At 67.3% G+C, this 19482-nt stretch carries 17 protein-coding genes; 4 read left to right on the top strand and 13 right to left on the bottom strand.

Going from position 1 to position 19482, the window contains the following annotated elements; all coding sequences use genetic code 11:
• Positions 1-195 precede the first annotated feature (195 nt).
• Complete coding sequence (locus FXO18_RS14050) at positions 196-1035, top strand: alpha/beta fold hydrolase (protein WP_149361719.1); 840 nt, start codon at positions 196-198, stop codon at positions 1033-1035.
• A gap of 72 nt (positions 1036-1107) precedes the next feature.
• Here FXO18_RS14050 and FXO18_RS14045 read toward each other — a convergent pair whose 3' ends face one another.
• Positions 1108-3114 carry a prolyl oligopeptidase family serine peptidase gene (locus FXO18_RS14045; protein WP_149361718.1) on the bottom strand — a complete coding sequence of 669 codons (2007 nt, stop codon included), beginning with the start codon at positions 3112-3114 and terminating at the stop codon, positions 1108-1110.
• A 52-nt stretch (positions 3115-3166) separates the two neighbouring features.
• Positions 3167-4624, bottom strand: a complete 1458-nt coding sequence (locus FXO18_RS14040) for an amidase (protein WP_149361717.1) — start codon at positions 4622-4624, stop codon at positions 3167-3169.
• Positions 4625-4763: 139 nt separating this feature from the next.
• Between FXO18_RS14040 and lpdA the strand changes: the two genes are divergently transcribed.
• On the top strand, positions 4764-6167 hold the full coding sequence (lpdA, locus tag FXO18_RS14035; RefSeq protein ID WP_149361716.1) for a dihydrolipoyl dehydrogenase: 1404 nt from the start codon (positions 4764-4766) through the stop codon (positions 6165-6167).
• A 159-nt stretch (positions 6168-6326) separates the two neighbouring features.
• On the opposite strand, the gene FXO18_RS14030 is transcribed toward lpdA, so the two are convergent.
• The 11 genes from FXO18_RS14030 to ramB form a co-directional block, all read right to left on the bottom strand.
• A complete protein-coding gene (locus tag FXO18_RS14030) occupies positions 6327-6893 on the bottom strand; it encodes a carboxymuconolactone decarboxylase family protein (RefSeq protein ID WP_149361715.1) in 567 nt (188 codons plus the stop codon).
• Positions 6890-7771 (bottom strand): SDR family NAD(P)-dependent oxidoreductase, encoded by an 882-nt coding sequence (locus FXO18_RS14025; RefSeq protein ID WP_149361714.1) that lies wholly within the window; start codon positions 7769-7771, stop codon positions 6890-6892. Before FXO18_RS14025 ends, FXO18_RS14030 begins: the two co-directional genes overlap by 4 nt.
• Positions 7772-7856: 85 nt before the next feature.
• Entirely contained in the window at positions 7857-8546 is a 690-nt protein-coding gene (locus FXO18_RS14020; RefSeq protein WP_149361713.1) for a type 1 glutamine amidotransferase domain-containing protein, read from the bottom strand.
• Positions 8543-9778, bottom strand: a complete 1236-nt coding sequence (locus FXO18_RS14015; protein WP_149361712.1) for a saccharopine dehydrogenase family protein — start codon at positions 9776-9778, stop codon at positions 8543-8545. Before FXO18_RS14015 ends, FXO18_RS14020 begins: the two co-directional genes overlap by 4 nt.
• Positions 9779-9901: 123 nt before the next feature.
• Positions 9902-10594 (bottom strand): urea ABC transporter ATP-binding subunit UrtE, encoded by a 693-nt coding sequence (gene urtE / locus FXO18_RS14010; RefSeq protein ID WP_149361711.1) that lies wholly within the window; start codon positions 10592-10594, stop codon positions 9902-9904.
• Positions 10587-11384: an urea ABC transporter ATP-binding protein UrtD gene (gene urtD / locus FXO18_RS14005; RefSeq protein ID WP_149361710.1), complete on the bottom strand. Its 798-nt coding sequence runs from the start codon at positions 11382-11384 to the stop codon at positions 10587-10589. The genes urtE and urtD overlap by 8 nt, the downstream gene beginning before the upstream one ends.
• Positions 11381-12400, bottom strand: a complete 1020-nt coding sequence (gene urtC / locus FXO18_RS14000; RefSeq protein ID WP_235900678.1) for an urea ABC transporter permease subunit UrtC — start codon at positions 12398-12400, stop codon at positions 11381-11383. The genes urtD and urtC overlap by 4 nt, the downstream gene beginning before the upstream one ends.
• Positions 12401-12522: 122 nt before the next feature.
• Positions 12523-13407: an urea ABC transporter permease subunit UrtB gene (gene urtB, locus FXO18_RS13995; protein WP_149361709.1), complete on the bottom strand. Its 885-nt coding sequence runs from the start codon at positions 13405-13407 to the stop codon at positions 12523-12525.
• 85 nt (positions 13408-13492) lie between these two features.
• Positions 13493-14749, bottom strand: a complete 1257-nt coding sequence (gene urtA, locus FXO18_RS13990; protein ID WP_149361708.1) for an urea ABC transporter substrate-binding protein — start codon at positions 14747-14749, stop codon at positions 13493-13495.
• A 275-nt stretch (positions 14750-15024) separates the two neighbouring features.
• Positions 15025-15159: a hypothetical protein gene (locus FXO18_RS16190; protein WP_268884973.1), complete on the bottom strand. Its 135-nt coding sequence runs from the start codon at positions 15157-15159 to the stop codon at positions 15025-15027.
• A gap of 153 nt (positions 15160-15312) precedes the next feature.
• Positions 15313-16785 carry an acetate metabolism transcriptional regulator RamB gene (gene ramB, locus FXO18_RS13985; protein WP_149361707.1) on the bottom strand — a complete coding sequence of 491 codons (1473 nt, stop codon included), beginning with the start codon at positions 16783-16785 and terminating at the stop codon, positions 15313-15315.
• Positions 16786-17193: 408 nt separating this feature from the next.
• Between ramB and aceA the strand changes: the two genes are divergently transcribed.
• Positions 17194-18480: an isocitrate lyase gene (aceA, locus tag FXO18_RS13980; RefSeq protein ID WP_149361706.1), complete on the top strand. Its 1287-nt coding sequence runs from the start codon at positions 17194-17196 to the stop codon at positions 18478-18480.
• A complete protein-coding gene (locus FXO18_RS13975) occupies positions 18480-19406 on the top strand; it encodes a 3-hydroxybutyryl-CoA dehydrogenase (RefSeq protein ID WP_149361705.1) in 927 nt (308 codons plus the stop codon). The genes aceA and FXO18_RS13975 overlap by 1 nt, the downstream gene beginning before the upstream one ends.
• The last annotated feature ends 76 nt before the right edge of the window (positions 19407-19482 follow it).

The raw sequence follows: 19482 nt of genomic DNA, 5'->3' as shown, positions 1-19482 counted from the left end.
ACCCGACAGGGTGCGGGAGAGTAGGACACCGCCGGGCAAACACATGTGAACAAGCAGGGCCGGGAAGCCGCAAGGCTTCCCGGCCCTACTCGCGTTTCGCTATTCGCAGGGCACTGCCCGCCGCGACCTGCCACCCACCATCGTCCGCGCGCGCCCACCGCCTACAGTGGTCACCAACGACGCTGGAGGTTCGCCATGATCACGGTTCCCATTCAGATGCCTGACAGTACCGTCACCCCGGTCCGAGTATTCGCCGAGGGAACGCCTGCCACGGGAACGAGCTTTCTCATCGTCCCCGGCCTCGGGCTGCCCGCCGGTTACTACGATCCCCTCGCCGAGGAACTCAACCGGCATGGCTACCCGGCAGCCATCACGGAACTGCGCGGCCAGGGCGAGAGCAATCCCAGCCCCTCATCAAACAGCGAGTACGGCTACCACGATCTCGTCACCGTCGATGTTCCCAGCGCGCTCGAGGTGCTGCACGAGCATGCGCCTGAAGCCACGCCTTTCCTGCTCGGCCACTCGCTCGGTGGACAAGTCAGCTGCCTCGTCGCGGCCCGCTCGCCACATTCCATTGGCGGAGTTGTGCTCGTCGGGGCCGGTTCCCCCTACTACAGGGGCTTTCCGGGCATGAAGGCGCTCGGCCCGCTCGTCGGCGGGCATATGATGTCGCTGACCGCGGGAATAGCCGGATACTGGCCCGGCGACCGGGTCAATGTCGCGGGATTCGGGCGTCAGTCCCGTGTCCTGATCAAGGACTGGTCGCGCTTCGCGCGCACGGGCCGCATCTCCCCAGCGAATGCCGATATCGACTACGAGCAGGCGCTCGAGGACGCGGAGCTCGATGTGCTCGCGATTACTGTCGCGCGCGACGATATCGCCCCGTCGACATCGGTGAACAATCTCGTGGACAAGCTTCGATCCGCCCGCATCGCGCACTGGTACAACTCCCGGCCGCAGGGGCACAACGGGTGGATCCGTGAACCAGCGCCCACGGTCGAGCGGATCGCGCAGTGGATCGACACGGTCCGGTAGCGCATCCGTCGGGGCGGCCAAACCCGGCCTGGCCCGGCCAGGCACGCCGCCGGGCCGGGCGTTGCCCATTGGCTACCGCGCCGTCCCCAGGGTCGTGTGCAGGAACTGGTAGGCGAGCGCGGTCTTGAACGCGAGCTGCGCGTTGTCCGCGGCGCCACTGTGCCCACCCTCGATGTTCTCGAAGTACTTGACCGTGTGCCCGCTCTCCTCGAGCCGGGCCGTCATCTTTCGCGCATGGCCGGGATGGACGCGATCATCGCGTGTCGAGGTCATGATGAGGGCTCGTGGATACTCCCGGTCAGGATCGACGTTGTGATAGGGCGAGTACGTGCTCAGGAACTCCCAATCGGCAGGCTCGTCCGGGTTGCCATACTCGGCCATCCAGGATGCTCCGGCGAGCAGCAGGTGGTAGCGCTGCATGTCCAGCAGAGGTACCTGGCAGACGATGGCCCCGAAGAGCTCGGGGTACCGGGTGAGCATGACGCCCATGAGCAGTCCGCCGTTGCTGCCGCCTTGCGCGCCGAGCTGCTCAGGCGTCGTCACGCCACGCTCTACGAGGTCCCGGGCCACGGCAGCGAAGTCCTGGTACGCGAGCTCGCGGTTCTCCCGGAGCGCCTGGGTATGCCAGCTTGGGCCGTACTCGCCGCCGCCGCGGATGTTGGCGACCACGAAGGTGCCTCCGTGCTCGAGCCATCCAAGACCTGCTCCGGGGCTATAGGCCGGGACGAGGGAGTTCTCGAAGCCACCGTAGCCGTAGAGCAGCGTGGGTCCGGGCCCATCGCCGGACCGGACCTCGAAGTAAGGGATGCGCGTGCCGTCGTCGGAGGTGGCGAAGTGCTGGGTCGTGCTGATCCCTCGAGCATCGAACAGCGATGGTGCCTGCTTGATCGGGACCATATCCACCGTGGTGCTCGCCACGATTCCGTGCCAGAGCGTTGGCGGAGTGATGTAGCCGCTCGAGGTCAGGAAGATCTCGTCGCTATCCGCATCGGTCGCGGTGATCTGGGTGCTCACAAGCTCGGGCAGGCCGTCGATCGCGCGCCAGGCCCACGTGGTGGGATCGACGACATGGATCTCGGTGCGAACATCGCGCAGCGTGACCACCACGAGGAACGTATCGGTCCATGACCATTGCAGCAGCGTCGTGGTAGGGCCAGGCTCGAACACCGTCTCGACGCGGGGGTCTCCGTCGAGGTAGTCGGTGACGGAGGCCCGCAGGAGGGTGCCCTCGGGGTGCTCCCTGCTTGCGGTTCGCCATGGGGATCGGGTGCGGATGAGCAGCCAGTCCTTGTGCAGCGATACCTGGGCGTCCTCGGGGACGTCGAGCCTGTGCAGCCCGGCGGGGGTGACCACATGGTGCTCGGAGCGATAGAAGTCGATGGCGCGCTCGATGACGGTGCGCTCGTGGCCAGCGGTGGGGTCGTGCGAGGCACTGACGGCGACGTCGGTGTGCTCGCCCTCGAAGAGGATCTCTGCCTCGGCGAGCGGCGTGCCGCGCCGCCATTGCCGTGCGATGCGTGGATAGCCGGAGCTCGTGAGCGAGCCGGGGCCCGTGTCGGTGCCGACGAGGATCGTGTCGCGGTCGATCCAGCTGATGTCTGACTTCGCTTCGTCGAGCTGGAAGCCGGTGGGGATGAACCGGAGGTCCATGAGGTCGAACTCGCGGATCACCGACGCATCGGCGCCACCGCGGGATAGCGCGATGAGCGCGCGGTCGAAGCCAGGCCGCAGCACGGAGGCGCCGGCCCACACCCAGTTCTCGTCCTCGGCCTCGGCGAGCGCGTCCACATCGATGAGGATCTCCCACTGCGGCTCGGGCTTGCGGTACTCGTCAAGGGTGGTGCGCCGCCAGATCCCGCGGGGATTGCTGGCATCGCGCCAGAAGTTGTAGAGATGCTCGCCGCGCCTGCGCGCGTAGGGGATGCGGTCCTCGGTGTCGAGAGCCGCGCGGATCGACGCCTCGAGAGTGTCGAGCCGTTCGCCGCGATAGGCCGCGAGCGTCGTGTCGTTGTGCTTCCTCACCCAGTCCAGGACTGTGTTGCCGTCGATGTCCTCGAGCCACAAGTAGGGGTCATCCATGCCCACCAGTGTGCGCGAACTCGCGGCCCGATGCCCGCGCGGTCGGGGCGCGTCACGGGATCCGCGGCGGACGCCATCCGCCGAGCCCGCTCTCGAGGGCCTGCGCGATGCGCAGCGTGACGTGATCGTTGCCGGGGGCAGCGGCTACCTGGAGCCCGAGCGGTAGCCCGGTGCTGCCCAGTCCCGTTGGCACCTGGGTGACGGGGAAGCCAAGCATGTTGAACACCAGCGTATTGGAGGCGAGCCAAGGCTGGCCGTAGGTGGTGAAGTGCTTCGGCGCCGGGCGGGGGAACGGGGGGTAGAGCATCGCTCCGTCGCCGAGCAGCTCGGTGATCTGCTCGGCGGCTTTCTCCGCGGCGCTGACGAGCTTGCGGGCGGCGAGCGTCCTGGCGCGGCGGGCGGGGGCCCGTTCGGCGAGCTGGAGGATCGCGAGAGGAGCTTTCAGCATCGCGGGCAGCGCGCCATCGTGGCCCCGCCCGAGGATGTCGGCGACGGTGCTCGCGATGTCGAGAGTGGAGCTGAAGGAGGCGAATGCCTGCGCGATCGCCCACCGGAGCGTGGGCAGGGGTGTCTCGGTCACTATCGCGCCGCGCGCCTCGAGGACGTTGGCAGCGAGGTAGCGGGCGGTCTCGAGCTCGATCCCTGGCTTGGTGATGGTGGAGTCGATCGCGAGGATGATCGGCATGCCCGCGAGATCGATGCGAGCAGGATCGTGCAGCGGCATCAATCGCGAATGCGGGTCGTCCCCATCGGGTCCGGCCATCACCGCGAGCACGGCATGGAGGTCCTCGGCGCGGCGGGCCATCGGGCCAAGGTAGAGGCTGCGCCGGGCGTCGCCGTGCGCCATCGGGTAGTGGCCGGTGGTCGGCACGAGCCCCACTGACGGCAGGTGGGCGAAGACGCCGTTGAAGAACGCTGGGATGCGGAGCGAGCCGCCCATGTCGGAGCCGATGGAGAGCGGGGATCCGCCACAGCCCACGGCGGCACCGTCCCCGCCGGAGGAGCCACCGGCGGTGCGGCTGGGGTCGTAGGGGTTGCTGACGCGCCCGTAGAGGGGGTTGTAGGTCTCCATCCAGAAGATGGGGCCAGCGGAGTTGGTCACGCCGATGGGTATCGCTCCGGCGGCGCGGAGCCGCGCGATCACTGGGGCATCGTCGAGCGCCCGGTGGTGCCGGCGATGCGGGAAGCCCGCGGTGTTGGGCATGCCCGCGACGGCGATGAACTCCTTGACCGTGAAGGGCACACCGAGCAGGGGAGCGCTGGTGATGCTGGTGCCCGTGCGGATCTGGTCGGCCTCGTGCCGGGCCAGGCCGAAGCGGTCGGCGGCGATGGCGTTGAGCGCGCGATTGCGGTCGAGCACCGAGATGTGCTGCTCGAGCACTGCGCGGGCAGCGATGCTGCCGTCGGCGATGGCGGCCGCGATGCGCGTGGCCGACCATTCCGTGGTGCTGGGGGCAGGGTCGCCAGCCTCGTGCTCCGCCTCGGTCCGGTTGTGGGCAAGATCCGTCATTGGCCCAGCTCCTCGTCGTTGAGTACTGGTCGTTCCGGGTTTCGCCAGTATGCGCCGAGGGGTACCAGGGAGCGTCGGATTCCGGGGATTCGACCCCAACGGAGGACAGACCGCGGGCACAGGACTACGCTCGTACACCGTGGCTGCACATTACGACGTTGTTGTTCTCGGAGCTGGACCTGGTGGATATGTCGCGGCGATCCGCTGCGCCCAGCTAGGTCTCAAGACTGCGATCGTGGAGGAAAAATACTGGGGCGGGGTGTGCCTGAACGTGGGCTGCATCCCCTCCAAGGCGCTGCTGCGCAATGCGGAGCTCGCGCACCTCATCACGAAGGAAGCGAAGCTGTTCGGCATCGAGGGCAATCCCTCTATGGGCTTCGGTGCCGCGTTCGACCGCAGCCGCAAGGTCGCGGACGGTCGCGTCAAGGGCGTGCACTTCCTGATGAAGAAGAACAAGATCACCGAGTACGAGGGACGCGGCTCCTTCGCTGATGACCGCACCATCGAGGTCGAGCTCACCAAGGGCGGCAGCGAGAAGCTGACGTTCGACAACGCCATCATCTCGACGGGGGCGAGCACCCGCTTGCTGCCCGGCACCGAGCTGAGCAAGAACGTGGTGACCTACGAGGAGCAGATCATGACACGTGATCTGCCCGGCTCGATGCTCATCATTGGTGCTGGCGCCATCGGCATGGAATTCGGCTACGTGCTGGCCAACTTCGGCGTGGATGTCACGATCGTCGAGTTCCTCGACCGTGCCCTGCCCAATGAGGACGCGGACGTCTCCAAGGAGATCGAGAAGGCCTACAAGAAGCTCGGCGTCACCATCAGGACCGGTGCCGCGGTGCAGAGCCTCGACGATGATGGCTCGAAGGTCACGGTGAAGATCAAGGACAACAAGTCCGAGAAGGTCGAGACCGTCACCGTCGACAAGGTGATGCAGGCCATTGGCTTCGCCCCGATCATCGAGGGGTATGGCCTCGAGAACACTGGCGTCTCGGTGACCGAGCGCGGCGCCATCGATATCGATGCTCGCATGCGCACCAGCGTTCCGCACATCTATGCGATCGGTGATGTCACCGCCAAGCTGCAGCTCGCCCATGTCGCGGAGGCGCAGGGCGTGGTTGCTGCCGAGACGATTGGTGGCGCGGAGACCCTTGAGCTCGGCGACTACCGCATGATGCCGCGGGCAACGTTCTGCCAGCCGCAGGTGGCGTCGTTCGGCCTCACCGAGCAGCAGGCCAAGGACGAGGGCCACGACATCAAGGTCGCCACGTTCCCGTTCATGGCCAACGGCAAGGCGCACGGTCTTGGTGACGCCACGGGGTTCGTCAAGCTCATCGCCGACACCAAGTACGGCGAGCTGCTCGGCGGCCACCTCATCGGCCCGGACGTCTCCGAGCTGCTGCCCGAGCTGACGCTCGCCCAGAAGTGGGACCTCACCGTCAACGAGCTCGCGCGCAACGTGCACACCCACCCGACGCTGAGCGAGGCCCTGCAGGAGGCCATCCATGGCCTCGCGGGGCACATGATCAACTTCTGACCGAAGCTTGAGCAGAAGGGGCAGCCACTCTAGGTGGCTGCCCCTTCTGCTTGCTGGGTCTCCAGCTCAAGGGCGCCCATCCTCGGAAGTGCTACCTTTTGCACCCTCCTCGGTGCGTTCCAGGGTTCAAAACCTCACACAAGCGGCCGTCCCCCGCGCTTAGTTCGCCTTGGCGTGGCGACGAGCAGCTGGGCGGACATCGCGGGGGATGCGCAGCGCACGGATCGTGGTGGCCAGCGAATCGTATTGCCCGACGAGCATGACGATCTCGATCAGCTCGCGCTCGTCGAGGAATCGCGTGAGAGCCTGCCAGGCATCGTCATCGATGTCCCTGGTGCCCACGAGTTGATCGACGGCGACGAGCAGAGCGTGGTGCCGCGTCGACCAGCCAGGTGCCGCGGGGCCTTCCTGGACCCTGGCGATCAGTGCGGGGCTCAGCCCGGCCCGGCGGCCGAGGCGCTCGTGATGGTCGAGCTCGTAGGCGCAGCCGCGCAGGTGCGCGACGCGCAGGATCAGCATCTCGACCTCATAGCGTGGCAGCGATCCAAAAGGCATGAGGCGGGCGGAGAACAGCAACCAGGCGCGGAAGAGCCCCCGCGCATGGCCGAGCGTGCTGAACAAGTGAACGTCGTCGACGCGCATCGCTCGCCGCGCGAGCCTGGTGAACAGCCAGTTGACGGGGCCGAGCTCGGCGAGCCCTCCGGACGGGATGCGAGGGGTGGTCACGAGGCTGTTCCTCCGGTGCGGTTCTTGCGTGGGCGCTCGGGCTGGATCGTGGTGAGCGGGGCATTCTCGGCTCGCGCGATCTCGATGGCGGCCAGCGCGTTGCGACGCATGACGACCTCCATGATGCGCTGGGTGATCGCGCGGGAATGCAGGATCGGCCCCACATGGCGCGGGGAGACGATGACGCGGGAACGCTTCGCGATGCCGCGCTCGAGCGCTCGGATCGCTGGTGCGACAGGCGCTACCTTGAGCATGGGCATGTTCTTGACGAGCTCGGCGGCCGCGCGGGTGCCGAATCCGCGTTCGGTCATCTCAGTTTCGAGCTCGCCGAAGTAGGCGATGCCGACGGCGCCACCGTGGGGCCGCAGCTCGGCACGGAGCGCGTCGCCGAGTGCTTCTACCGCGGCTTTGGAAGCACTGTAGGCGCCGAGCAGCGGCAGGTGGATCGCCGCGGCGAGAGAGGAGACGAGCAGCGCGTAGCCGCGCTCGTGGCACAGGTGCGGGCCCGCGGCACGGATCGTGTTGTAGACGCCGATCACGTTGACATCGACCGTGCGGAGGAACACGTCCGGGTTGCCGCCGATGAGCGGGAGCTGCGCGGCGACACCGGCATTGGCGATGACCGCATCGAGCCCACCAAGCTCCTCGACAAGCTCAGTGATGCAGGCTTCCACGGCTTTGGCATCGGTGACGTCGCATTCTCGCCACGGTGCCGCGCAGTCGGCCGCGACCTTCTCGAGGAGATCGGGCTCGATGCCCAGCAGTGCCACGCGTGCTCCGTGCTCGGTGAGGGCGCGGGCGAGCGCCGCGCCGAGGCCGCGCGCGCCGCCGGTGATCAGGACCCGCTGTCCCTTGAGGTTGTTCTGCCACTTGCCCATGCCGTTCACGATACGTGTCCGGGATGGGTTCCCCGGGGGATATTCCGTGGCTGTGCCGGCCCCACCGCTCTTGTGCCCGCTGGGATCAGTCGGACAACACCTCGGCGACCTTGTTCGCGGTGGCCTTGGCGGACTGGGGGTTCTGCCCGGTCACGAGCCGACCATCAGCAACGACGTAGGGGACGAACGGCAGCTTGGCCTTCTCGTACAGCGCGCCGCGCCGCTTCATCTCCGCCTCGGCGTCGTAGGGCACCAGCTTGTCGACCCGTGCGACCACTTCCTCGCGCCAGGAGAAGCCGGTGACCTTGCGGCCGTCGACGAGGAGCGTGCCATCGGAGAGCCTCGTGTTCAGCAGCCCGACGTACCCGTGGCAGACCGAGGAGACGACGCCGCCGTTCTCCCAGATCCCGCGCGTGATCGCCTGCAGTGCTTCGGAATCCGGGAAGTCCCACATCACGGCGTGCCCGCCGGTGAAGTAGATGGCGTCGAACTCCGTCGGGTCGATGTCTTCCGGCTTGGCTGTGTCGGCGAGCAGTGCCATGCGCTCATCGCTGGACTTCCAGGCCTTGGCGGTCTTGTCGAAGTTTGGCCATTTCAGCGAGCGGGGCTCGAGCGGGGACTTCCCGCCTTTCGGGCTGACGATCGTCTGCTCGTACCCCTTCTCCTCGAACACGTGATAGGCGTGCGTCAGTTCGGAAAGCCAGAGCCCGGTGGGGTGCGAGGGGGCGTCGTACTGGTCGACGTTGGTGACGACGTGGAGGATGCGCGTGGTCATGCGATCACCTCGAAACGCATCTCCGCGTAGCGGGTCAGCCGGTCGATGAAGCGCTCGTCGAACAGGGTCGCGGGGGTCCAGAAGCCTCCATCGCGACTGTTGCTGGCATGGTCGAGCGCGAGGCTGATCGCGGCCTGGGCCAGGATCTTGCCGGTGGAGCCGTAGCCCGGGTCGCCTTGTCCCGTGACCTTGGCACGCATGGCATCACCGCTCTCCGAGCGTCCGGCGAACCGGATGTCGTAGCGGCCCGCTGCCTGGGCCTCCGGGCTAGGGCCCTCGCCAGGCTTCGGCAGGACGTAGCGCTGCAGCAGGCTCCGCGTGGGCTTGATCGCAGCACCTGCCATGAAGGCGCCGAGCCCCGTGACCAAGGACAGGGCAGTGATCCTGCCTCGGGCACCAGTCCCCGTCAGGACGGCCTCGTTGTAGGTGAAGCGCTCGCCGTACGCCTTGCCGGAGAGGGCATTCGAGCGGTGAACGACGCGCTCGTTGATGGCCGCCATGATGAACGGCGCGGCCCAGGCGTCGAAGTCCTTGTCGAGCTCGGCGGACTTCACCCAGTGCTGCCGGGCGGTAAAGCCGTGATCGGGCGGGCACAGGTAGTAGGGGTTGGCCAGTTGCTTGCGCAGGGCGGGGTCGCCAGCGGCTTCCTCGACAATGTTGATCATGCTGGCGATCGTGCCGCCCGATGCGCCGCCCTTGAGCGTCTTGACGCGCATCGCCACCTCCGTGGCTGGTGCTCCCCACTGCTTGCGCGCTTGCTGCTGGAGGAAGTAGACGCCCATGTCCGAGGGGATCGAATCGAAGCCGCAGCAGTGCACGATGCGCGCGCCCGACTGCTGGGCCGTCGACTCATGCTTGTCGATCATCCGCTTGATCCACTGCGTCTCGCCGGTGAGATCGCAGTAGTCGGTGCCTGTCTCGGCGCAGACCTTGACCAGGGGCTCGCCGTAGAGCGCGTACGGCCCGACCGTGGAAACCACCACTCGGGCCTGCGCGCACAGGTCACGCAGCTGATCCTCGTTGCTAGCATCCGCGACGATGATGGGGAGGTCCTGCCAGGCGTCGCCTAGCGATCGCCGCACCTCCTCGAGCTTCGCCCTCGATCGTCCCGCGATGGCCCACCGCAGGGAATCCGCGCCGCTCGCGAAGTGCTCCGCGAGGTTGCGGGCCAGGATCTTGCCAACGAAGCTCGTGGCGCCAAACACCACGAGATCATGTTCGGGATTGGTCATGTGCCGTCCTTGTCCGATTCGGCCTTGAGCTTGTGGTTTATAGCTGGTGTGCTCAATTTTTACCGGAAAAGCACGGTCAGTGGCTTCGCACGAACCAGAACCAGTTGCGCCTCCCGTGAACGCCTAGATCGCCATGGCCTCGCGCACCTCGCTGGCGGCCGCAGCGCCACCGTTGCCGGTCGCGGTGATGTGCCCGGCCTCGATGACGTAGTAGTGCTGCGCGGCCCGCAGCGCGAAGCCGATGTGCTGCTCGACGAGCAACACTCCGAGGTTGCCACGCTCGGTGAGGGCGAGGATCTTCTCCTCGATCTCCTGCACGACGGAGGGCTGGATGCCTTCGGTGGGCTCGTCGAGGATGAGCATGCGCGGCTCGGTGATGAGCGCCCGCGCGATGGCGAGCTGCTGGCGCTGGCCGCCGGAGAGCAGCCCGGCCTTGCGGGGGAGGAGGGTGGTGAGCGCGGGGAACATGTCGAGCGCCTCATCGATGAGGGCCTTGCCGCGCGCGCGGCCGTCGGCGACGAGCTGCAGGTTCTCCATGGTGGTGAGCTGCCCGAAGGACTGCTGGCCCTGCGGCACGTAGGCGAGGCCGCGGGCGACCCGTCCACTGGGGCGCATGCTGGTCACGTCCTCCCCGTCGAGCAGGACGGTTCCCTTGGTGGCCTTGCACAGCCCCACCGCGGCACGCAGGAGGGTGGTCTTGCCGGCACCGTTGTGCCCCATGATGGCGACCACGCCGTCCGGGGGGACGGTGATGGAGGCGCCGTGGACGACGGTGGTGCGGCCGTAGCCGGTGTGGACGTCGCGCAGCTCAAGCATGGTGATTTCCTTCCGCGGTCGCGGCGGTGCCGAGGTAGACGGCTTGCACGCGGGGGTCGGCCTGCACCTCGGTGACGCTGCCCTCGCTGAGGACCTGGCCGCCGTGGAGCACGGTGACGGAGGTGGCGAACTGGCGCATGAAGTCCATGTCGTGCTCGACGACCACGACGGTGCGTTCGCCACCGATGCGCTGGAGCAGCTCGCCGGTCTGCTGGCGCTCGTCGTGGCTCATTCCGGCGACGGGCTCGTCGAGCAGGAGCACGGTGGCGTCCTGGACGAGCAGCATGCCGATCTCGAGCCATTGCTTCTGCCCGTGCGCGAGGATCCCCGCGGGTGTCTCGCGCAGCGCGCCGAGGCCGGTCGTCTCGAGGGCTTCCTCGATGCGGGGGTCGATGGTGGTGCGGGCGCGCAGGCGGGACCAGGGGGAGCGCTTGGCCCCGGCGGCGATGTCGAGGTTCTGCAGGACGGTGAGCTCCTCGAACACGCTGGCGGTCTGGAACGTCCGTCCCACGCCGAGGCGGGCGATCTTGTGGGCGGGCTTGCCGATCAGCTCGACCCCGGACTTCTCCACAGAGCCGGTGGCGGCGACGAGCCCGGTGATGGCGTCGACGAGGGTGGTCTTGCCCGCGCCGTTGGGGCCGATGAGGAACCGCAGGTCGCCCTGCATGAGCGTGAGGTCCACGCCCTGCACGGCCTTGAAGCCGTCGAAGTCGACGGTGAGGCCGCGCACCTCGAGGTATTCCGAGCTCATTCCGGCATTGCCGCCGGGCGTCGGGGCATGGGTGGTCATGCGCTGGCCTCCTTCTGCTGGTCCGCCTTCTTGCTGCGTCGCCGCCACACGAGCAGCGAGGCGATGCCGCCGGGCAGGAAGCCCACCACGAGGACGAACAGCGCGCCCTGCGCGTAGGTCCAGGCGGACGGGAACTGCTCGGACAGGGACGTCTGGGCCCAGGCGATGGCGATCGCGCCGAGCACCGGGCCGAGGAGGGTGGTGCGGCCACCGATGGCGACGCCGATGATGAAGGCGATCGAGGCGAGCACGCCCACGTCCTGCGGGGTGATGATGCCGACGATGGGAACGAACAATGCCCCCGCGATGGATGCCCACAGGGCGGCGATCACATAGGCGACGAGCTTGATGTTGGCGGGATCGTAGCCGAGGAAGCGCACGCGCTCCTCCTGGTCGCGCACGGCCACGAGCAGCTCGCCGTAGCGGCTGCGCATGATCTGCCAGGTGATCGCCATGATGACGAGCAGCGTTCCGGCCGCGACGAAGTACAGCATCTGCTGGTTCGCTGGGTCGCGCAGGTTGAAGCCGAACCAGGTGCGGAAGTAGCTGATGCCGTTGGACCCGCCGAGGGTGTTCTGCTGGCTGATGAGCAGGATGGCGAACGCGGCGGCCAGCGCCTGGCTGAGGATGGCGAAGTAGGCGCCCTTGACGCGGCGCTTGAAGATGCCGAGGCCGAGCAGCAGGGCGAGGCTGGTGGGAACCAGCACGATCGCGAGGAGGGTCACCAGCGGGCTGGTGAACGGGAGCCAGAATCCGGGAAGCTCGCGCTGGCCCGCGAGCTGCATGAAGTCGGGCAGCGTGCCGGGCCCGCCTTCGAGCGTGGCGTCGGCGAGCTTCATGTGCATGGCCATCATGTAGGCGCCGAGCCCGAAGAACACGCCCTGGCCGAGGGTGAGCATGCCGCCGCGGCCCCAGGCGAGGCCGATGCCGACGGCGACGATGGCGAAGGTGAGGAACTTCGCGAGCAGGCCGAGCCGGAACTCGCTGAGCAGTGCCGGGGCGACGACGAGGAGCACGAGCGCGCCCGCGCCGAAGCCGAGGAGCGTCCCGTAGCGGGCGAGGAGCGAGCGGCCGGGAGTGCCCGGGCTCGCGGTGCCGCTGGGGGTGGGGGGCGTGCTGGGCGGGCTGGTTGTCTGGATCACGCGAGGCTCCTTGTCTTCACGCTGATCAGGCCCTGTGGGCGGACCTGCAGGAAGATGACGATCACGAAGAACACCAGGACCTTGGCGATGCTCGCGGTCGTGGAGTACTCGAACACCGAGTGCAGCAGGCCGAGCGCGAACGCGGCGATCACCGCGCCGCGGATCTGGCCGAGCCCGCCGGCGATCACGACGAGGAACGCATCCACGATGTAGGCCTGCCCGATGGTGGGGCTCGTCGAGGCGATGAGGGTGAGCGCCACCCCCGCGACGCCAGCGAGGCCCGACCCGATGAAGAACGTGGTGATGTCGGTGCGGCGGCTGGAGATGCCGCTGACCTCCGCGAGGTCACGGTTCTGGACGACCGCGCGCACCCGGCGCCCCATCGGGGTGTACTTCAGGGCGGCGGCGAGCGCGATGACGCAGGCGATGGCGAGCAGCAGGATGAAGATGCGGGTCTTGGGCACGACGCTGCCGAAGATCTCGATGCCGCCGCGCAGGAAGTCCGGGGTGACGACGTTGACGGCGGGAGCGCCGAAGATGTCCCGGGCGACCTGCTGGAGGATCAGTCCGACGCCGAAGGTGACGAGCAGCGTGTCGAGCGGGCGGTGATACATGCGCTTGAGCAGGGTCATCTCGAGGATGACGCCGAGAACGCCGCCAACGACGAAGCCGAGGACGAGGGACACGAGCAGGGAGGCCCCGGCGCTCGAGAACACCTGCTGCACGACGAACGCCGTGTAGGAGCCGGCCATGATGAACTCGCCGTGGGCCATGTTGATCACGCCCATCTGGCCGAACGTGAGGGAGAGGCCCAGGGCGATGAGCAGCAGGATCGATCCCATGCTGAGGCCGGTGAAGAGCTGGCTGGTCACGATGTCCATCGCGTTTCCCAGTCCTTCCTGTGAGGGGTGGGGTGGCACGGGAGCGGGCCCGCGCCGGTGATCGGCGCGGGCCCGCTAGGTGGGGTCAGTTCCCGCCGAGCCCTTCGGCCCAGTCGTAGGACGTCAGGTACGGATCGGGATCGATCGGGCCGTCGGACTCCCAGACGGTGTCGATGAGGCCCTGCGCGTTGATGACGCCGATGCGGGACGTCTTGGTGAGGTGGTTGTTCTCGCCGTCGATCACGACGGTTCCCTCGGGCGCATCGAAGCTCACGCCGCCGGCCGATTCACGAACGGCATCGACGTCGAACGAGCCTGCCTCCTCGACGCTGGCGCGCCACAGGAACACCGAGGCGTAGGCGGCCTCCATCGGGTCGGAGGTCGGCTTCTGCTGGCCGTACCGGTCCTTGTACGCAGCGACGAACGCGGCGTTCTCGGGGGTATCGACGGTCTGGTAGTAGTTCCAGGCGGTCAGCTGGCCCTCGATGTTGTCGACACCGATGCTCGCGACCTCCTCCTCGGCGATGGACACCGACATCACCGGGGTGGTGGCGGCCTCGAGGCCCACGTTCGCGTACTCGTTGAAGAACGCGACGTTGGCATCGCCGTTGAGGGTGTTGAAGATGGCGTCGGGCTGGGCCGAGCGGACCTTGTTGAGGATGGTGGAGAAGTCCGCCGAGCCGCTGAGGGGCACGTAGTCCTCGCCGAGGACCTCGATGCCGTTGGCGGCGGAGTAGGCCTTGATGATGTCGTTGGCGGTGCGCGGGAAGACGTAGTCGCTGCCGACGAGGTAGATCGAGGTGATGCCCTCTTCCTTGAGGTAGTCGAGGGCGGGCACGATCTGCTGGTTGGTGGTGGCGCCGCTGTAGAAGATGTTGGGCGAGGACTCGAGGCCCTCGTACTGCACGGGGTAGTACAGCAGCGCGTTGTTGGACTCGAAGACCGGCAGCATGGCCTTGCGGCTCGCGGAGGTCCAGCCACCGAACACCGCAGCGACGCAATCGTTGCGGACGAGCTTCTCGGCCTTCTCCCGGAACTTCGCGGGATCGGAGGCGCCGTCCTCGCCGACGACCTCGATCTGCTTGCCCATGACGCCGCCATCAGCGTTGATCTGGTCGACGGCGAGCGCGATCGAGTCGCGCACGGTGACCTCGCTGATGGCCATGGTGCCGGTCAGAGAGTTGAGCGAGCCCACCTTGATGGTGTCGCCGGAGGTGTCGACGCAGGATTCCGCTGCGGCGAAGGTCGTGTCATCCCCGGCGCGGCTTCCGCATGCCGTGAGCAGGAGTCCGACCGCCACGATGGCGGTGGGGGCGGCGACCCCGCGCTTGGTAAGCCTCATTCAACGCACCTTTCGTTCCGAGTCCCTGGGCGGTGTGGCGCGGCGTACTGATGACCGCGCCGATCCGGTGAGGGGAACGCTAGGGAGCGGCTGTTTCGGGAACGTGTCTGCTTGTCACGCTGATATGAATGACGGTTACACGGGGGTAAAACCTGGCATTCGCGGCGAATCAGGGATGCGGGACCAGGGGAGCGGGGCCAGTCCGCCAGCGACAAGGCGGCGGCCCCCGGGAAGGGGACCGCCGCCTTGGGCAACTGGATCAGTGGCCAGCTGGATCAGGAGCCGAACATCGCGGTCTGCTCCTCGAAGGCACCGAGGACGACCTCGAGGTTCGCGAAGTCACCGCGACCGCCGTTTTCCTGGATGAACTGGCCGAAATCAGCGAGCAAGCCGATGAAGACATCGAGCATGGGGTTCCCCTAGCGTTGAGCGTGAGCCCGGGACCACGCGAATGGCCGGGACTGGTCGTGTCCACCCTAGGCGGGGCGGCCACCCGTGCGATAGCTCGCGGATAAAGATGTGATCGCGATCAACGCTCCTTAGGGACACGGGCGCGTCGTGGCTCACAAATGCGGCACGAACTCCTCGTCGGGGATGCGCTCGGTCGGTCCGGACTGGCCCGAGCCCTGGATCACGTATGGCGCGATCATGCTGTGGTGCTCATCGAGGTCAACGTCCTTGCCAATAGTGGGGAAGGCCCGCTGCGGGCAGCGCTCCCGCTCGCAGATCCGGCATCCCACGCCGATGGGCGTGGCAGTGCCGCCGCTGCCGATGTCCAGGCCATCCGAGTAGACGGTGCGGCCCGCATGGCGCAGCTCGCAGCCAAGCCCGATGGCGAAGGTCTTGCCGGGTTGCCCGTAGCGGGCCGCGCGCCGCTCCACGGTGCGGGCTATCCACAGGTAGCGGCGCTTGTCGGGCATCTCCGCGATCTGGCGCATGATCTTGCCCGGGTAGGCGAAGGTCTCGTAGACGTTCCACAGCGGGCACGTGCCTCCGGTGGAGGAGAAATGGAACCCGGTGGCTGACTGCCGCTTGGACATGTTGCCGGCGCGGTCCACCCGCACGAACGAGAACGGCACCCCGCGCAGGTTGGGCCGCTGGAGCGTGGATAGCCGGTGGCAGATCGATTCGAAGCTGACGGAGTAGAACGCGGAGAGCCGCTCGATGTCGTACCGGAAGTCCTCGGCGACCTCGTGGAACTGCTTGTAGGGCAGGATCGTCGCTGCGGCGAAGTACTTGGCCAGGCTGATGCGCGCGAGGCGCTGGGCGGCCTCGGAGCGGAAGTTGCCCTGCTCGACCAGCTCGTCGAGCAGGTCGCCGCGCTCGAGGTAGGCGAGCTCGGTGGCGAACTTGAACACCTGCTGGCCCGAGGAGAGGTGGGTGGAGATCTCGAGCACCCGCGTCTTGGGGTCGAACCGGTGCAGGACCGAGTCGCCGAGGTCGATGCGCTTGCGGATCTGCACATCATGGGTGGTCTCGAGGCGCCGGGCGATCTCGCGCCGCACGTCGGCATGGTGCATGCGCATGCGGGTGGTCAGCTGCTCGGCAGCGGTATCGAGCTCGTGGAAGTAGTTCTGCCACGAGTAGAAGAAGTCACGCACCTCCTCGTGCGGCATGCTGATCGTGGCGGACCCGCTGCCGTCGTTGAACCTGTCGGCGGTGGCGGCGGCGAGCTGGGAGGTGGTGTTGCGGTAGCGGCGGTGCAGGTTGACCAGCGAGCGCGCGATCAGCGGGTGGGACTGGACGAGGCTGGCGACCTCCTGGGCATCGGCTTCCACGCCCACCTCCCCGTCGAGGAGGACCTCCCGGACCTCCGCCATGAGGCGAGTGGTGTCCTGGGACGCGAAGAAGGTGGCGTCGACGCCGAACATCTCGGTGATGCGCAGCAGCACGGGCACGGTGAGCGGGCGGACGTCATGCTCGATCTGGTTGAGATAGCTGGGGGAGATGGCGAGGGTCTTGGCGAGCTCGACCTGGGTGAGGCCGCGCTCGGCCCGCAGTTGTCGCAGCCGGGCTCCCACGAATGTCTTCGCCACCCCTCCAGGCTAGACAGGAGTCGCGCGGCGTGCGAGGCCGGTCCGGCTGCCAACTGTGAAAGCTCTCACAGCGCGCCGGGGCAGCGGCCGGGGCTGGCTCCGGCGGGGGATCGGCGGGCCGGATCGCTCACCTGGGCTAACGTAACGCTCGTACGGTTTTTCGCGCGGCCAGCCAGGTGCATCTTCGCAAGATTCGCAGAAAGGTTGGAAAAGCTAGCCAAGATTGGCACTTGCAAGTGGTAGACCTGCGACTTTAATGTGTGGCATTGTCGGAGAGGTAACAGATCCGATGGGATGCACCGCTGCGAAGCATGGAGCAGCGTGAGCTTCCGGTAACAGGGAGTTCACGGAGCGGCCTGGCCGCTCGGTCATCGCCAGGACTACAGACACAGAGAAACTGGAGCGTCGATGTCTAACGTCGGTAAGCCACGTACCGCTGCTGAGATTCAGCAGGACTGGGACACCAACCCCCGCTGGGCCGGGATCACCCGCGACTACACCGCTGAGCAGGTCGCGGAGCTGCAGGGCTCGGTCGTCGAGGACCCCACCCTCGCCCGCCGCGGCGCCGAGATCCTCTGGGAGGGCGTGAACGGCGACGGCTACATCAACGCGCTCGGCGCGCTCACCGGCAACATGGCCGTGCAGCAGGTCCGCGCTGGCCTCAAGGCCATCTACCTCTCCGGCTGGCAGGTCGCCGGTGACGCGAACCTCTCCGGCCACACCTACCCGGACCAGAGCCTCTACCCGGCCAACTCGGTCCCCGCCGTCGTGCGCCGCATCAACAACGCGCTGCTCCGCGCCGACGAGATCTCCCGCGTCGAGGGCGACACCTCCATCGACAACTGGCTCGTCCCGATCGTCGCTGACGGTGAGGCCGGCTTCGGTGGCGCGCTCAACGTCTACGAGCTGCAGAAGGCCATGATCGCCGCTGGCGCCGCTGGCTCCCACTGGGAGGACCAGCTCGCCTCGGAGAAGAAGTGCGGCCACCTCGGTGGCAAGGTGCTCATCCCCACCCAGCAGCACATCCGCACCCTGACCTCGGCACGCCTCGCGGCCGATGTCTCGAACGCCTCCACCCTGGTCATCGCGCGCACCGACGCCGAGGCCGCCACCCTCATCACCTCCGATGTGGATGAGCGCGACAAGCCGTTCATCACCGGCGAGCGCACCGCCGAGGGCTTCTACAACGTCAAGAACGGCATTGAGCCCTGCATCGCTCGCGCGAAGGCATACGCTCCCTACGCCGACATGATCTGGATGGAGACCGGCGTTCCGGACCTCGAGGTCGCCAAGAAGTTCGCCGAGGCTGTCAAGGCTGACTTCCCCGACCAGCTGCTGTCCTACAACTGCTCGCCGTCCTTCAACTGGCGCAAGCACCTCGACGACGCGACCATCGCGAAGTTCCAGCGCGAGCTCGGAGCCATGGGCTTCAAGTTCCAGTTCATCACCCTCGCTGGCTTCCACGCGCTCAACTACTCCATGTTCGACCTGGCCTACGGCTACGCCCGCGAGGGCATGACCGCCTACGTCGACCTGCAGGAGCGCGAGTTCGCGTCCGAGTCGCGCGGCTACACCGCCACCAAGCACCAGCGCGAGGTTGGCGCCGGCTACTTCGACCAGATCGCCACCACGGTCGACCCGAACACCTCCACCGCGGCGCTGAAGGGCTCGACCGAAGAAGGCCAGTTCCACTGATGCCCGGCCAAGCTGACACTCCCGCCTCCAAGGCAGGCGCCGGGGACAAGATCTCGCGTGTAGGTGTTATCGGCGCCGGGCAGATGGGTGCTGGTATCGCAGAGGTGTGCGCCCGCGCACACGTCGACGTACTGGTGTTCGAGCAGACCCGTGAACTCGCTGCTGCGGGCCGGGCGCGGATCCTCCGATCGCTTGACCGTGGCGTGAGCAGCGGGAAGATCACCGAGCGGGAGCGGGAGCAGGCCGCCTGGCGGCTCCGCTTCACCTCCGATCTCGGTGACTTCGCGGATCGTCAGCTTGTCGTGGAGGCAGTGCTCGAGGACGAGAAGGTCAAGACCGCGATCTTCGCGGAGCTCGACCGGATCGTCACCGACCCGAGGGCCGTCCTCGCCTCGAACACCTCGTCCATCCCGATCATGAAGCTCGGCATGGCCACCAAGCACTCCGAGCGCGTCGTCGGAATGCACTTCTTCAACCCGGTGCCCGTGCTGCCCCTGGTCGAACTGGTCACCACGCTGATGACCAGCACCGACGTATCCGAGCGTGCGGAGGCATTCGCACGCGACGTGCTCGGCAAGCAGGTCGTTCGATCTGCTGACCGATCAGGGTTCGTGGTCAACGCCCTCCTCGTGCCGTACCTGCTCTCCGCCATTCGCATGGTGGAGTCCGGGTTCGCGACCGTGGAGGACATCGACAAGGCCATCGTCCTTGGTCTCGCCCACCCGATGGGGCCGCTCGCGCTGAGCGACCTCGTGGGCCTCGACACGATCAAGGCGATCGCCGACTCGATGTACGAGGAGTTCAAGGAGCCCCTCTACTCGCCGCCGCCGCTGCTGCTGCGCATGGTGGAAGCGGGACGAGTGGGCAAGAAGACCGGGCACGGTTTCTACCAGTACCCGGCCTCAGGACGTCCGTCCGCCAAGTAATCCAGGCCCAGGCCAAGGGGTGCGGTGCTTTCCTCGGAAAGTCCGCACCCCTTCCTGTTTCCCCGGCGCGGTTTCG

This window comes from Lolliginicoccus suaedae (assembly GCF_008312885.1).
GTDB lineage: Bacteria > Actinomycetota > Actinomycetes > Mycobacteriales > Mycobacteriaceae > Lolliginicoccus > Lolliginicoccus suaedae.
The sequence above is the reverse complement of the archived record's forward strand: the minus strand, read 5'-3'. Positions and strand labels throughout refer to the sequence as shown.